The organism is Bradyrhizobium sp. USDA 241 (assembly GCF_049739505.1).
Lineage (GTDB): Bacteria > Pseudomonadota > Alphaproteobacteria > Rhizobiales > Xanthobacteraceae > Bradyrhizobium > Bradyrhizobium liaoningense.
Genome location: NZ_JBMGPZ010000005.1, coordinates 799654 through 812545, shown reverse-complemented (window position 1 = coordinate 812545; position 12892 = coordinate 799654). Strand labels below are relative to the sequence as shown.

Below are 12892 nucleotides of genomic sequence, written 5' to 3'. Positions count from 1 at the left end.
ATCGTTCTGATTGCATATCGATGAAACACAATTCTATTAAACGTTTCAGATTTGCGACCGAAGCGCACAATTTTTGAGCAACGCGACGCGACATTCACCGCGCGTGTTTGATTGCCGGTGTTCCACCATTTGTCACCCGGTTGGGTGACGCTGCGTTGCTTCGCAGTCGTTAGCATCAGAAGCACCGAGCCCGATATTCGGCTCGACGTCGTGAATTGGTTCACACGCATTGTTCTGCCGCGCGAGTAGGGTCATCGGAGATCGATACCCGCGATTGCCACCAAAGTCTTGCTGTCGGAGGTTTTAATGCCGCCTGTCGATCCAAAGGCAGCTTCCGCTTTCTCCGTCGTCAGATCATTTCCAGCAATTCCCACGGTCTGTCTGGGAATCTTCGCCGTCGCACTTGCCATCTCGTCGAGTGCGACGAAAGCAGCTTGCTGGGTCGTGCTGCTGTCCGCGCTGGTTTCGAGTATCCCCCGTGGGTCGGTCAAAATCCCCCGGGTATGGTCACTTGAAACTCCCCCACCTGATGATCGCCGTCAGCGCCGCTGAACAGCAGTAGCCGGTCAGGCAGGACGTTTATGTTCGACCCCTTTAGCCAGCAAGGGGCCGGGGAGTTGAACGTCTTGAAGCGACATCTGCAAAGCACCGTACTTACATTACTTGATCGCAACACCAGCCAGCGCGAGATTCACCGGCTGACGGGTGTCGATCGCAAGACGATCCGGCGTTATCAGGCGCTGCGGGCCGGTGCGGAGGCAAATTCCCCCGGGGAAGTGACCACCGGCTCGGTGAGCGCGGACGGCCAAATTCCTCCACCCCGACCACCGGCTTTTGGGACATCGGAAGCGACGGTCACCAGCAGCCTGGCCCGTTCGGCTTGCGAAGCGCATCGGACGTGGATCGAAGAACAGGTCCGGCTGAAGCGGAACGCGCAGGCGATTTACCAGGACCTGGTTGATCAATTTGGCTTTCCGTCCAGCTACCAGAGTGTCAAGCGGTTTGTGCGCCGGTTGCGGCACGCTGATCCTGAGCAGTTTGATCGTCTTGAGTTCCTCCCCGGCGAGGAAGCTCAGGTCGACTATGGCGAGGGCGCGCCGACGGTTGATCCGAAGAGCGGGCGGTACCGTCGTCCCCGCCTGTTCGTGATGACGCTACGCTACTCGCGGCGCAGCTTCCGGCGGGTAGTCTGGAAGTCCAGCCAACAAGTCTGGGCGCAGCTCCACGAAGAGGCGTTCCGGTATTTTGGCGGGGTCCCCAGCTATGTCGTGCTCGACAACCTGAAGGAAAGAGCTGGCCCCGCAAATTCGGACAGTAGCTTGAGTGGATTTTCTGCCTGACAGCGGCGAGGATTCTTGCTGCGAATCAGGAGCGAAGATGACGAAGAAGAGCCGCCGGACGCATTCTCCGGCATTCAAGGCGAAGGTTGCTTTGGCTGCGGTCAAAGGCGACAAGACACTGGCGGAGCTGGCGCAACTGTTTGATGTTCATCCGAACCAGATCACGATCTGGAAAAACCAGCTCCTGGAAGGCGCCGCCGGCGTGTTTGGGCATGACAAGACATCGGCCGAGACGCCGGTCGATTTGAAGGCGTTACATGCCAAGATCGGCGAGCTGGCGTTGGAAAACGATTTTTTGTCCGGCGCGCTCACCAAGGCGGGCCTGCTGAGCGCAAAGCGATGATCGACCGCGATCATGATCTTTCTATCGTGCGCCAGGCGAAGGTCCTGAAGCTGGCTCGCAGCACGGTCTACTATGAACCTCGGCCAGTTTCGGCCGAGGACCTTGCCTTGATGCGTCGGCTCGATGAGCTGCATCTCGATTATCCCTTCGCGGGAGCGCGTATGCTGCGATCGTTGCTGCGGCGGGAGGGCGTATACGCCGGTCGCCGCCACATCGCGACGCTGATGAAGCGCATGGGGATCGAGGCGGTCTATCGTCGCCCGAACACGAGCAAGCCGGCTCCGGGTCACAAGATCTACCCGTACCTGTTGCGCGGATTGAAGATCGAGCGGCCCGACCATGCGTGGGCAATGGACATCACCTACATTCCGATGCGGCGTGGCTTCGTCTATCTCGCGGCGGTCGTCGATGTGTTCAGCCGACGGGTCCTGGCCCATCGCGTCTCGATCACAATGGAGGCGGCCTTCTGCGTCGAAGCGGTCCAGGAGGCGTTGGCGAAGCACGGCAGGCCCGAGATTTTCAACACGGATCAGGGCAGCCAGTTCACCAGCCTCGAGTTCACCGATGTGCTGCTGGACGCGAAGATCGCCATCAGCATGGACGGCAAGGGCGCCTGGCGCGACAACGTGTTTGTCGAGCGGCTCTGGCGCACGGTCAAATACGAAGAAGTATATCTCCGCGCCTACGACAGCGTGTCCGAGGCGCGAGCGTCAATTGCCAAGTATCTGGCCTTCTACAATCAGGGACGCCCTCACTCGAGCCTTGACGGGCGCACGCCCGACGAGGCTTACTTCGGCACGCAAGCTATGGTGATGGCCGCATGACCGTCGCCGACGGTTTTGTCGTCGCTCTGGTCGGGCTACGCCCTCCCGACGCAACGACAAAACCGTAAAGCCCCGCGTTCAGCATAACCCGGCAGGAATCCACTTAAATCCAGCGGGGCGCTGTCCAAACAACCGGGGCCAGCTCTATGCGCCGGTGCGCTCCCTACCTCTTCGGCAGCATCTTGACGTTGCCCATCGGCCTTCATCTCCTCTGCAACACTTCGGCGTCCACCTTGCTGCCGATGTTGGGAGCTCTGTTGATCACCTATGGCGCCTTCACGGCGCTGAAGCCGACTCTGCGGTCCGGGAAAAATCCCTTGTGGGGACGCATCACGGTTGGCGCGCTGGGAGGCATTACCGGAGGCCTTGCAGCATTTCCTGCCGCTTTCGTTTCGATGTGGTGCCATGTCCAAGGTTTCGACAAGCACCGCGCCCGCGCGATCATCCAGCCCTTCATCCTGGTCAACCAGCTCCTGTCGCTGTCCTTGCTGATGGTTTTGCGGCCGCCAGAGGTGATGCCGCTCGGCCTCCTCTTCTATGCAGCCCCCGCCGTGCTCGGCGCCTATTTCGGGCTGATGATCTTCAACCGCGTCGATACCGCTACGTTCAACCGCATCGTGGGCCTGCTGCTGATGGCTGCCGGGATCGGTTTTGTCAGGCCCCTCTGAAGGTTCGGAGTATTCCCATGCAGAAATCCGCGCAGGATCTCCCCCAGTCAGACCGCCCCGTGTTGCGCAAATGGCGGCTTGCGGTCGTCAGCTTCTATGGATCGCTGCTGGCCGTCATGCTGATGCTGGCGCTGACGATCAGTCATGATGTTCAAATTGCAGGCACGAGCGTGCCTCTCGCGTCTCTGAAGAAGTAGAAGGGCTCGTCTGGCGCATCTCGGATCGCAATAATGGAACGCATCCTCGATTTGATATACGAGGCCGCCGGCCAACAAGACCTCTGGCCTGCCGTTCTCACCGCTATCGCCGATCTCACAGGAAGCGAAGGCGGAGTATTGTTCGGACAATCGGTCGCGGCCGAGCAGGTCTACTTCGATTTCAACGGCCGCTTGAACCAGCAATGCAATCAGGCCTACCAGGAACGCCATATGCAGAATGCCTGGTCGGAGGCTATGGAGGACAAGCCGATAGGGCAAGTGGTCCTGTCGGACGAAGTGGTGCCGCTGCGCGAACTCGAAAAATCGGTCTTCTACGACGAGGTCCTCAGGCCGCAAGGCATCGGACACAACGCGATGATTGCGCTGGCAGCGAAGGACGACTTCCGTGTGGCCTTCAACATCTGCCGCAGCAGGCGCCGCGGAGAATTCGACGCAGCCGGCCGTAAACACATCGAAATGCTGGCTCCCCATCTGCGGAGATCCGTCACATTGGGATTTCGCCTGACCGGGTATCACGCATTGAGGAGAGCCGCGTTCGACGTAATCGATCAACTGGCGGACGGCGTCGTCGTCATGGGTCCCAGGGCACATGTCGTCTTTGCGAACCAGGCGTCCTGTTCGCTGGAAGCGGAAGGGACGCTCAAGCTCAGGCCTTCGATGGCGACCTGGTCAGCCCCGCATTCGAGACGCCTCGCAAACCTTGTCCGGTCGACATTGGCCGGCGGAGCCGGCGGAACGATGAGTGTTCCCGCGGTGGAGGGGACGCGGCTTCTGACTATTGTCGTCGTGGGACTGCGCAGCGAAGAAGTCGGGATGCTCGGTGGGGCCTTCATCCGCAACGCGGCCTGCGCCGCCTTCGTGATCGATCCCTCGCGAAGAGGAACGGCGAGCTCGCAGCAATTGACGGACGCATATGGCTTGACCAGGGCGGAAGCGCGCGTGGCAGTTGCAGCGTCCTCCGGCGGGACGACATCCGAAGCAGCCGTCATGCTGGGGCTGTCCGCCAATACGGTCAAAACGCATCTCAGGCGAGTCTTTGTCAAAACCGACACGAGAGGTCAGGCTGAGCTTGCCGCACTTCTCGCGACGATAGGTGTCGTCAGATCCCCTGGCGAGGCCTCGTAGCCACGATCGAGCGGAGCGAAAGCCGGGACTTGTCCGCCTGGCCTTGGACTGCGCTTCCGCCTTCGCCCTACGGCGGACGCTCCATCCGGACGTGGAGCTGAGACTGCAGCTACCCCCGCGCCTTGCTCCAGTCGGGCCCGACCGGGCCCGACACGCCCTCGAAGGCGCCGTCGACGAGCTCGAACACCAGGATGCGGGCAGCATCGACGGGGCCCGGCATGGTGACGCGGCCCTTGGGGACCGGCTTGAAACCGACGCGGCTGTAATAGGGTTCGTCGCCGACCAGCAGCACGAGCCGGTGGCCTTTCGCTTTCGCATCCTTCAGCGCGCGCTCCATCAACGCACGGCCAACGCCGCGGCCGCGGAACGGCGGCTCGACGGTGAGCGGACCGAGCAGCAGCGCGGGCGTGTCGCCGATCAGGATCGGCAACTGCCTGACCGAGCCGACCAGCAGCGTGCCGATGCGGGCGGTGAAGGACAGTTCGAGCAGATGGTCGACGTGCTCGCGAATCCGGTAGGCGCTCAGCACGAAGCGGCCGGGCCCGAAGGTACGTTCGTGCAGCCGCTCGATCGCCTGAGCGTCGCCCGCGGCCTCGGGAAGGATGGTCAGTGAGAGGTCGGTCATGTCATCCGGCGGAGTAGCATCTGCGAATGCGGAGGTCCATGGGCGTGGCACCCACCTCAGTCCCGTTTCAACGCAGGCTGGGACAGGTAGGCCAGCATCTTCATCTCCCGCCGCCCCCGCGTGACCGTGTCGAGCACGAGCCCGGACGACGCCGACAGCACGGCCATGATCATCAGGCCCATCGACAGCACGGCGGTGGGCAGGCGCGGCACAAGGCCGGTTTCGATGAAGGTCATCACGATCGGGATCGCCAGGATCACCGAGACCAGCGCCAGCAGGATTCCGATGTTGCCCGCGAGGATCGCAAGGCAGGTCAGGCCGAAAGCGAACTTGGCAATCTTCATCCGGTTTCCGTGGTATGCGTCGAGCCGGTTACTAGCACAGGCCGCGCTCAGCGCCACGTCGCAATCAAGGGCCGGTCGTCGAGCACTTCCGCGATCCGCAGCCGCGTGCCGGGCGTGGTACCCTCGGGCAGCGCCGCGATCGCGAAGAACCCGCATTCGACGATCTCGCGGTTGGGCGCGGGCAGGCGGTCCTGCCTGAACTGCCTGACGACGTAGACCGCGACGTGGTCGCGGCGGGAGACGTGGCTGTTGAGGAAGATGCCGTGCAGCACGGCCTCTCCGGTGAGATCGATGTCGCCCTCCTCCTTGAGCTCGCGCCGCATCGCCTGCTCCATGGTCTCGCCGTGGTCGACGCCGCCGCCAGGCAGATACCAGCCGCTGACGTAGCTGTGCCTGACCAGGAAGACGCGATCCTCGGCATCCAGCACCACGGCGCGGACGCCGAGCGTCATGCCGCGGACGAGCAGGAAGTAGGCGTGGAAAAGCCGCCGCAGCAGCGGCTCGGCTTTCCGTCGGACACGGTTCAGACTTTCTCCCATCAGACTTCCCTGCCGCCCCGTTTCAGGCCCTGCTTGCGCGTCGGGCGCGACCTTGCCATTACGGTAGAGCAATAGCGAGGCAATCGCGCGCCATGGCTCCCTTCACGCTCGCCCATCTGTCCGACCCGCATCTGCCGCCTTTGCCGAAGCCTCGGCTGATCGAGCTCGCGGGCAAGCGCGCGCTTGGCTATGTCAACTGGACGCGCAACCGCCACAAATATCAGCGCCGCGAGGTTCTCGACGCACTCGTCGCCGATATGAGGGCGCAGGCGCCCGACCACATCGCGGTGACGGGCGATCTCGTCAACCTCGCGCTGGAGGCGGAATTCGCGCCGGCCCTCGCCTGGCTCGAGAGCGTCGGCCCGCCTGAGCGCGTGACCGCGATTCCCGGCAACCATGACGCCTATGTCCGTGCCACCTTTCATCGTTTCGGCGAGATGTTTGCGCCCTATCTTGCAGGCGACGACGGCCGCATCGGTTTTCCGTCCGTGCGCCGGCGCGGACCGCTTGCGCTGATCAGCCTGTCCACGGCGGTACCGACCCTGCCGCTGATGGCGACGGGCACGCTCGGGCCCGATCAGCTCGCCTCGCTCGAACAGGTGCTCGAACGGCTCGCGGCCGAGGACGTCTTCCGCGTGCTGCTGGTGCATCATCCGCTGAAATCCGATGCCCGCCAGAAGCGGATGACGGACGCGCCCGCCCTGCTGGCGCTGCTCAAGCGCCAGGGCGTCGAGCTGGTCCTGCACGGGCACGACCACGTTCATTCGACGATATGGGTCGAAGGTCCCAACGGAAACATTCCCGCGCTCGGCGTTCCCTCGGCCTCCGCGCTCGCGCACGGACGCTACCCGGCGGCGGCGTATAATCTGCTGACGATCGAGAAGGACAACGCCGGCTGGCGCTGCGAGCAGACGGTGCGGAGCCTGGGGGCTGGATTTCAGATCGGGCAGATCAAGCATGCGAGGTTGATTTGAGAGGGTCGTCATTCCGGGGCATGCGAAGCATGAACCCGGAATCCGTCAGGCCGCAGCCCGTGCTGATGAATGGATTCCGGGCTCGCGCTTCGCGCGCCCCGGAATGACGAGGGAGAGAGTCTCACCAGCTCCGCAAGGCGGCCAGCACCGCGACCCCGAACAACGCGGCAGCGCCGAGCACGAACCCGAACACGAACGGCCAGACGCGCGAGCGGCGCGGCGGCACGGTGGCCGGTGCCGCCGGTTCGGGCGGGACCACCATCGCACGCTCGCGCTCGACCATGCGGCGCGCGACATAGTCGGTGACGGCCTCGACGATCACAGCGGTGTCGTGCGACTCGGCGAGGACGATGCGGCCAAAACGGGTGTCCTGGACGAAGCGGTACATCCGCTTGTCGCGCCCCATCACGATGTGGGCGACGACGTCGATCCAGAGTCTTGGCGTATCGCCCTGGCTGATGCCGCGGTCGAACAGGTCGATCTGATCAGGCACCTGCGCGAACAGGGGATCGAGCGCGTCATTGAGGATCTCGAGCCGCGCCACCTCGGCGTCCCTGAGATCGACCACGACGCCGGTCCGGTCGGCGGCCTCGATCCGTGCGCGCAGCAGTGCGTCGCGCAGCCGCACCGGGCGCGGCTGGCCGGGATGGGTCCCGCTGGTCTCGGGCTCTGACATTGTCGGCCTCGTCCTCGACTTTCCGGCATTAACCTATCAGCAACCATCCCCTCCGCAAAGGCCTACAATTCCAGATACTTACAGCGCCCACAGCCGTTTCACCTGTACCAAAAACAGACGATCCCACCCAGGCAGGGCCTGGATGGGACCGTCCGTCCTTGGACGTCTTCTTGGTTCAGGTCGGCAGCCGATCAGGCCGCCGGAGCGCGCTGCGGCTCTTCCACGATCGAGAAGCGGACGCCGGCCTTGTGACGGCTCTCTTCCGACACCTCGCGCCAGCAGTCCTCAGCCTCCTTGCGGGACTTGAACGGACCTTTGACCTGGGCCGAGCCTTCCACGAGCTTGTGGAAGTTCATCGAACCGAACTCGCCGCCGATCACCCAGAAATTGCTGCCTTTGGTCATTGTCAGTCTCCTATCGAGAGTAGCGTGGTTCGTTAGCCGAACTGGTTCATGGTGTTGTGGGCGCCGCCCGCCTTCAGGGCCGCTTCGCCGGCAAAGTACTCCTTGTGGTCGTCGCCGATGTCGGAGCCGGCCATGTTCTGATGCTTCACGCAGGCGATGCCCTGACGGATCTCGGCGCGCTGGACGTTCTTGACGTAGCCGAGCATGCCCTGCTCGCCGAAATACTCCCTGGCCAGATTGTCGGTCGAGAGCGCTGCCGTGTGATAGGTCGGCAACGTGATCAGGTGGTGGAAGATGCCGGCGCGCTTGGCCGAATCCGCCTGGAAGGTGCGGATACGCTCGTCGGCTTCCTTTGCCAGCGGCGTATCGTCGTACTCCGCCTTCATCAGCTCGGCACGGTTGTACTTGCTGACGTCCTTGCCGGCCTCCTTCCAGGCGTCGAAGACCTGCCAGCGGAAGTTGAGGGTCCAGTTGAACGAGGGCGAGTTGTTGTAGGCCAGCTTCGCGTTCGGAACCACCTTGCGGATGCGGTCGACCATCTTCGCGATCTGCTCGATATGCGGCTTCTCCGTCTCGATCCAGAGCAGGTCGGCGCCGTTCTGCAGCGAGGTGATGCAGTCCAGCACGCAGCGGTCTTCGCCGGTGCCCGGGCGGAACTGGTAGAGGTTGGAGGGCAACCGCTTCGGACGCATCATCTTGCCGTTGCGGTTGATGATGACGTCGCCGTTCCTGGCGTTCTCCGCCGTGACTTCCTCGCAATCCAGGAAGCTGTTGTACTGGTCGCCGATGTCGCCGGGCTTGTGGCTGACGGCGATCTGCTGCGTCAGGCCGGCGCCGAGCGAATCGGTGCGAGTCACGATGACGCCGTCTTCGACACCGAGCTCGAGGAAGGCGTGGCGGCAGGCACGGATCTTCGCCAGGAAGACCTCATGCGGCACGGTGACCTTGCCGTCCTGGTGGCCGCACTGCTTCTCGTCCGAGACCTGGTTCTCGATCTGCAGCGCGCAGGCGCCGGCCTCGATCATCTTCTTGGCGAGCAGATAGGTCGCCTCGGCATTGCCGAAGCCGGCATCGATGTCGGCGATGACGGGCACGACATGAGTCTGGAAGTTGTCGATCTTCTCGATCAGCTCCTTCTCACGGGTCTTGTCGCCTTCCTTGCGCGCCTTGTCGAGGGCGCGGAAGATGTCGTTCAGCTCGCGCGAATCCGCCTGGCGCAGGAAGGTGTAGAGCTCCTCGATCAGCGCCGGCACCGAGGTCTTCTCGTGCATCGACTGGTCGGGCAGCGGACCGAACTCGGAGCGCAGCGCGGCGATCATCCAGCCCGAGAGATAGAGGTAGGTACGATCGGTCTTGCCGAAGTGCTTCTTGACCGAGATCAGCTTCTGCTGGGCGATGAAGCCGTGCCAGCAGCCGAGCGACTGGGTGTACTTGGTTGGGTCGCCGTCATAGGCGGCCATGTCCGCGCGCATCAAGGCCGCGGTGTAGCGGGCGACGTCGAGACCGGTCTTGAAGCGGTTCTGCAGGCGCATGCGCGCGACGGCCTCGGCCGTCACACCGTTCCAGGTCGGCTGGGTCTCAAGGAGCGCCTGGGCTGCCTCGACCTCGCTCTGATAGGAGGCGGGACGCAGGAGGGGGCTGATGCCGCGGGGCTGGTAGTTCATGTGCCTGATCCTTTCGCTGACGATGGCGATGGCTAGCCATCGACATTCTTGACAGTGCATTGCGAGATGCGTGTCAGGAGCTAAACGCGAAAGCGGAAAATTCGGATAGAGGGCTTGTTTCTGATTGGTGATGTCATGTAACATCAGAACATGTAATAGATGTTATTTTGTAAATTTTGTAAATAAATGGGTCAGCAAGCCTGACCTTAATGAGCCTGGAGACCTGAGACATGCCCGCCGTTTCCGGCAAGAAGCTCTTCGTCGGCCCGCGCTTCCGGAGGATCCGGCAGCAATTGGGGCTGTCGCAGACCCAGATCGCCGAGGGGCTCGGGATCTCGCCGAGCTATGTCAACCTGATCGAACGCAACCAGCGCCCGGTGACCGCGCAAATCCTGCTGCGCCTTGCCGAGACCTATGACCTCGACCTGCGCGACCTCGCCACCGCCGACGAGGACCGCTTCTTCGCCGAGCTCAACGAGATCTTCTCCGATCCCCTGTTCCGCCAGATCGACGTGCCCAAGCAGGAGCTGCGCGACCTCGCCGAGCTCTGCCCCGGCGTCACCCACGCGCTGCAGCGGCTCTACGCCGCCTATACCGAGGCGCGCCAAGGCGAGACGCTGGCCGCCGCGCAAATGGCCGACCGCGACGTCGGCACGCGCTATGAGGCCAATCCGGTCGAGCGCGTGCGCGAGCTGATCGAGGCCAACCGCAACTATTTCCCCGAGCTCGAGCAGGCCGCAGAGACTCTGCGCGATGAGCTGAACGTCCCGGCCGAAGGGCTGTATGCGGCGCTCGCGGCGCGCCTGCGCGAGAAGCATTCGATCCAGACCCGCATCATGCCGGTCGACGTGATGCGCGAGACGCTGCGGCGCTTCGACCGGCATCGCCGGCAGCTCCTGATCTCGGAGCTGGTCGACCCGCCCGGCCGCGCGTTTCAGCTCGCCTTTCAGCTCGGCCTCGGCGAATGCGCGCAAGCCCTGGAGACCATCATCGGCCGCGCCGGCCCGCTGGACGACACGCCGCGCCGCCTGTTCCGCATCACCCTCGGCAACTACTTCGCAGCAGCGGTGATGATGCCCTATCCGGCTTTCCTTGCCGCAGCCGAGGCGCTCAACTACGACATCCACGTGCTGGCGCAGCGCTTCAATTCCGGCTTCGAGCAGGTCTGCCACCGCCTCACCACGCTGCAGCGGCCGAACGCGCGCGGCATTCCGTTCTTCCTCTTGCGCGTCGACAATGCCGGCAACGTCTCGAAGCGCTTCTCCTCCGGCACCTTCCCGTTCTCGAAATTCGGCGGCACCTGCCCGCTGTGGAACGTGCACTCGACCTTCGACACGCCGGACCGCCTGCTCAAGCAGGTGATCGAGCTACCGGACGGCACGCGCTATTTCTCGATCGCGCAGATGGTGCGTCGCCCCGTCGCGCCGCACCCGCTGCCGCAGCCGCGCTTCGCCATCGGCCTCGGCTGCGAGATCCGTCACGCCGCACGCCTGACCTATGCCGCCGGCATCGACCTGGAGAAAACCGAGGGCACGCCGATCGGCGTCAACTGCCGCCTCTGCGAGCGCGAGAACTGCGCCCAGCGCGCCGAGCCGCCGATCACGCGCACGCTGATCCTGGACGAGACGACGCGGCGGGTGTCGAGCTTTGCGTTCTCGAATGCGCGGGAGCTGTGAGGCACGGCTGTCATGCCCCGCGCAGGCGGGGCATCCAGCATTCCAGAGACCTCGAGATTCACAACGACTGCCGCGGCGTACTGGATGAATGTGAGGCGACAGCCTCCGACCTACGCCAGCGTATGCACGATCACCGGCCCCGCCACGGCGCGCGCGTCGCCGGCCAGCAGCGGGCCCAGATTCTTCTCGATCCAGGCGATCGCGCGCCGGTTCGCCTCCTCGGCCTGCTCGAACTTGTCGAAGATCGAGATCGCGGTGACGGTGTCGTCGCCGGCATAGACGACGTAGTAGGCGCGAAAGCCATCGACGTCGCTGATGATCGGCACGGCGCCGTCCTTGATGCGGCGCGCCAGCTCTTCCGCACTCCCGCTTTTCGCCTTGGCCTGACGGATGGCGGCATACATGGCATCCTCCTCCGGCTATCTGGACTTTGGGCCTGTGACCCGGAGCCGATGATACGCCGATGCAGGCGGCCGATCCACGCTTGGTTAACCCCGCGCTAATCCACCTGCGGGATCTGCAACCAGAGATTAAGCACGCCTCAACATCGGCGCCTTAGTCTCGCCCCACTCACGTTTCGCAAACAACGGCGGCCTATTCTGCCGGGCGAAGTGACATCAGGGGGCTTCATCATGCGCATTGCGTTGCTGCTGACCGCAACCATCGTCGGCGCGCTCATCGCCAATCCATCTCATGCCGGGTCGCTCGATGCCGACGCAGCGCCGTCGTTGCCGCCGGGCTTCCAGGGCTATCGCGGCTACATGTTCGACCTGTCGGAGAACTCCGACCGCAAGGACGTCGACAAGCTCACCGACAATCTGAAGCAGCAGATCGACGCCGTCGAAGCGGCCGGCCTGTCGCCGCGCGTGCTGCGCTTCTTCCGCACCGTGCCGATCATCGCGAGCGAGCTCGCCTGCCTCGACGAAGGCGCCGCGACCGCCTGCTACGGCCGCGTCGCTCCCAACGTCGAGCGCCGCGTGCCGCGCACCCTGACGGTGTGGGACCACGACAAGCAGCGCTGGACCAATCCGAACGCCGTCGACCTCGCGGTCGACTCGGGGCTCGGCGTGATCATGCTGCGGCCGGACATGATGCGCTACGAAAAGGAGGCCGTGCTGCTGCACGAGCTCCTCCACGCCTATCACGCACGGCTGCTGCCGGACGGCTACGCCAACAAGGGCGTGATCGCCTATTACGCGCTGGCCAAGTCCAAGGACATGTTGCCCAAGGAAGCCTATGCGATGAAAAATCCCATGGAATTCTTTGCGGTGACCGCCAGCATCTTTCTGGCCGGAAAAAGCGAATTCCACGACCCGAAGTCGCGCGAGGCGCTCAAGGAGAAGATGCCGGACTATTACAAGTATCTGGTCGGCGTGTTCGGCTTCGACCCCGAGCCGGCGGCGTCGAACGGCCCGGTGGCCTCGCTGAAGTAAAGCAGACAACGCGTCTCCCCAAGCAAGCCAGCCGAAAAG

Annotated in this window: 14 protein-coding genes and 2 pseudogenes; 8 read left to right on the top strand and 8 right to left on the bottom strand. The window is 63.6% G+C overall.

Annotated features, from left to right (window positions below; all coding sequences use genetic code 11):
* Positions 1 to 251 precede the first annotated feature (251 nt).
* Positions 252 to 491: a hypothetical protein gene (locus tag ABIF91_RS25720; RefSeq protein ID WP_284279104.1), complete on the bottom strand. Its 240-nt coding sequence runs from the start codon at positions 489 to 491 to the stop codon at positions 252 to 254.
* A gap of 90 nt (positions 492 to 581) precedes the next feature.
* Between ABIF91_RS25720 and istA the strand changes: the two are divergent.
* From istA to ABIF91_RS25695, 5 genes and pseudogenes are all read left to right on the top strand, one after another.
* Positions 582 to 1289: pseudogene (gene istA / locus ABIF91_RS25715) on the top strand (IS21-like element IS1631 family transposase); the annotation flags it as partial.
* Positions 1290 to 1377: 88 nt separating this feature from the next.
* A protein-coding gene (locus ABIF91_RS25710) for an IS3-like element ISRj2 family transposase (RefSeq protein WP_129557670.1) occupies positions 1378 to 2507 on the top strand; the annotation gives its coding sequence in 2 pieces (ribosomal slippage) (positions 1378 to 1630 and positions 1630 to 2507; 1131 coding nt in all).
* A gap of 146 nt (positions 2508 to 2653) precedes the next feature.
* Positions 2654 to 3175, top strand: coding sequence for a sulfite exporter TauE/SafE family protein (locus tag ABIF91_RS25705; protein ID WP_028180222.1), 522 nt, complete (start codon positions 2654 to 2656; stop codon positions 3173 to 3175).
* Between the two features lie 17 nt (positions 3176 to 3192).
* Positions 3193 to 3372, top strand: coding sequence for a hypothetical protein (locus ABIF91_RS25700; RefSeq protein WP_028180221.1), 180 nt, complete (start codon positions 3193 to 3195; stop codon positions 3370 to 3372).
* Positions 3373 to 3405: 33 nt separating this feature from the next.
* Positions 3406 to 4518 carry a helix-turn-helix transcriptional regulator gene (locus ABIF91_RS25695; RefSeq protein ID WP_028180220.1) on the top strand — a complete coding sequence of 371 codons (1113 nt, stop codon included), beginning with the start codon at positions 3406 to 3408 and terminating at the stop codon, positions 4516 to 4518.
* A gap of 109 nt (positions 4519 to 4627) precedes the next feature.
* On the opposite strand, the gene ABIF91_RS25690 is transcribed toward ABIF91_RS25695, so the two are convergent.
* The 3 genes and pseudogenes from ABIF91_RS25690 to ABIF91_RS25680 all read right to left on the bottom strand — a co-directional run bounded on the left by ABIF91_RS25690 (position 4628) and on the right by ABIF91_RS25680 (position 6026).
* Positions 4628 to 5143: a GNAT family N-acetyltransferase gene (locus ABIF91_RS25690; protein ID WP_028180219.1), complete on the bottom strand. Its 516-nt coding sequence runs from the start codon at positions 5141 to 5143 to the stop codon at positions 4628 to 4630.
* Positions 5144 to 5199: 56 nt separating this feature from the next.
* Positions 5200 to 5430 (bottom strand): annotated as a pseudogene (locus tag ABIF91_RS25685) (glycosyl transferase); the annotation flags it as partial.
* Positions 5431 to 5534: 104 nt separating this feature from the next.
* Positions 5535 to 6026 carry an NUDIX domain-containing protein gene (locus ABIF91_RS25680; RefSeq protein ID WP_035676456.1) on the bottom strand — a complete coding sequence of 164 codons (492 nt, stop codon included), beginning with the start codon at positions 6024 to 6026 and terminating at the stop codon, positions 5535 to 5537.
* A gap of 92 nt (positions 6027 to 6118) precedes the next feature.
* Here ABIF91_RS25680 and ABIF91_RS25675 point away from each other — a divergent pair, with 92 nt between their 5' ends.
* Positions 6119 to 7000, top strand: a complete 882-nt coding sequence (locus ABIF91_RS25675) for a metallophosphoesterase family protein (RefSeq protein ID WP_028180216.1) — start codon at positions 6119 to 6121, stop codon at positions 6998 to 7000.
* 121 nt (positions 7001 to 7121) lie between these two features.
* Here the strand turns inward: ABIF91_RS25675 and ABIF91_RS25670 are convergent, their stop codons facing one another.
* The 3 genes from ABIF91_RS25670 to ABIF91_RS25660 form a co-directional block, all read right to left on the bottom strand.
* Complete coding sequence (locus tag ABIF91_RS25670) at positions 7122 to 7676, bottom strand: hypothetical protein (RefSeq protein WP_035676460.1); 555 nt, start codon at positions 7674 to 7676, stop codon at positions 7122 to 7124.
* Positions 7677 to 7867: 191 nt separating this feature from the next.
* Positions 7868 to 8080 (bottom strand): DUF4170 domain-containing protein, encoded by a 213-nt coding sequence (locus ABIF91_RS25665; protein ID WP_027575539.1) that lies wholly within the window; start codon positions 8078 to 8080, stop codon positions 7868 to 7870.
* Between the two features lie 32 nt (positions 8081 to 8112).
* A complete protein-coding gene (locus tag ABIF91_RS25660; protein WP_028180214.1) occupies positions 8113 to 9744 on the bottom strand; it encodes an isocitrate lyase in 1632 nt (543 codons plus the stop codon).
* A gap of 230 nt (positions 9745 to 9974) precedes the next feature.
* Between ABIF91_RS25660 and ABIF91_RS25655 the strand changes: the two genes are divergently transcribed.
* Positions 9975 to 11420 carry a helix-turn-helix domain-containing protein gene (locus ABIF91_RS25655; protein ID WP_028180213.1) on the top strand — a complete coding sequence of 482 codons (1446 nt, stop codon included), beginning with the start codon at positions 9975 to 9977 and terminating at the stop codon, positions 11418 to 11420.
* Positions 11421 to 11530: 110 nt separating this feature from the next.
* Here ABIF91_RS25655 and ABIF91_RS25650 read toward each other — a convergent pair whose 3' ends face one another.
* Positions 11531 to 11824: an antibiotic biosynthesis monooxygenase gene (locus ABIF91_RS25650; protein ID WP_035676462.1), complete on the bottom strand. Its 294-nt coding sequence runs from the start codon at positions 11822 to 11824 to the stop codon at positions 11531 to 11533.
* A gap of 228 nt (positions 11825 to 12052) precedes the next feature.
* Here ABIF91_RS25650 and ABIF91_RS25645 point away from each other — a divergent pair, with 228 nt between their 5' ends.
* On the top strand, positions 12053 to 12853 hold the full coding sequence (locus ABIF91_RS25645) for a hypothetical protein (RefSeq protein WP_028180211.1): 801 nt from the start codon (positions 12053 to 12055) through the stop codon (positions 12851 to 12853).
* Positions 12854 to 12892: the final 39 nt, after the last annotated feature.

What these genes read in the sequence shown, in the direction of transcription:
- ABIF91_RS25670 (WP_035676460.1), bottom strand. Translation starts at nt 7,676, where the DNA reads ATGTCAGAGCCCGAGACCAGCGGGACCCATCCCGGCCAGCCGCGCCCG.
- ABIF91_RS25690 (WP_028180219.1), bottom strand. Translation starts at nt 5,143, where the DNA reads ATGACCGACCTCTCACTGACCATCCTTCCCGAGGCCGCGGGCGACGCT.
- ABIF91_RS25665 (WP_027575539.1), bottom strand. Translation starts at nt 8,080, where the DNA reads ATGACCAAAGGCAGCAATTTCTGGGTGATCGGCGGCGAGTTCGGTTCG.
- ABIF91_RS25660 (WP_028180214.1), bottom strand. Translation starts at nt 9,744, where the DNA reads ATGAACTACCAGCCCCGCGGCATCAGCCCCCTCCTGCGTCCCGCCTCC.
- ABIF91_RS25645 (WP_028180211.1), top strand. Translation starts at nt 12,053, where the DNA reads ATGCGCATTGCGTTGCTGCTGACCGCAACCATCGTCGGCGCGCTCATC.
- ABIF91_RS25705 (WP_028180222.1), top strand. Translation starts at nt 2,654, where the DNA reads ATGCGCCGGTGCGCTCCCTACCTCTTCGGCAGCATCTTGACGTTGCCC.
- ABIF91_RS25655 (WP_028180213.1), top strand. Translation starts at nt 9,975, where the DNA reads ATGCCCGCCGTTTCCGGCAAGAAGCTCTTCGTCGGCCCGCGCTTCCGG.
- ABIF91_RS25680 (WP_035676456.1), bottom strand. Translation starts at nt 6,026, where the DNA reads ATGGGAGAAAGTCTGAACCGTGTCCGACGGAAAGCCGAGCCGCTGCTG.
- ABIF91_RS25650 (WP_035676462.1), bottom strand. Translation starts at nt 11,824, where the DNA reads ATGTATGCCGCCATCCGTCAGGCCAAGGCGAAAAGCGGGAGTGCGGAA.
- ABIF91_RS25700 (WP_028180221.1), top strand. Translation starts at nt 3,193, where the DNA reads ATGCAGAAATCCGCGCAGGATCTCCCCCAGTCAGACCGCCCCGTGTTG.
- ABIF91_RS25695 (WP_028180220.1), top strand. Translation starts at nt 3,406, where the DNA reads ATGGAACGCATCCTCGATTTGATATACGAGGCCGCCGGCCAACAAGAC.
- ABIF91_RS25675 (WP_028180216.1), top strand. Translation starts at nt 6,119, where the DNA reads ATGGCTCCCTTCACGCTCGCCCATCTGTCCGACCCGCATCTGCCGCCT.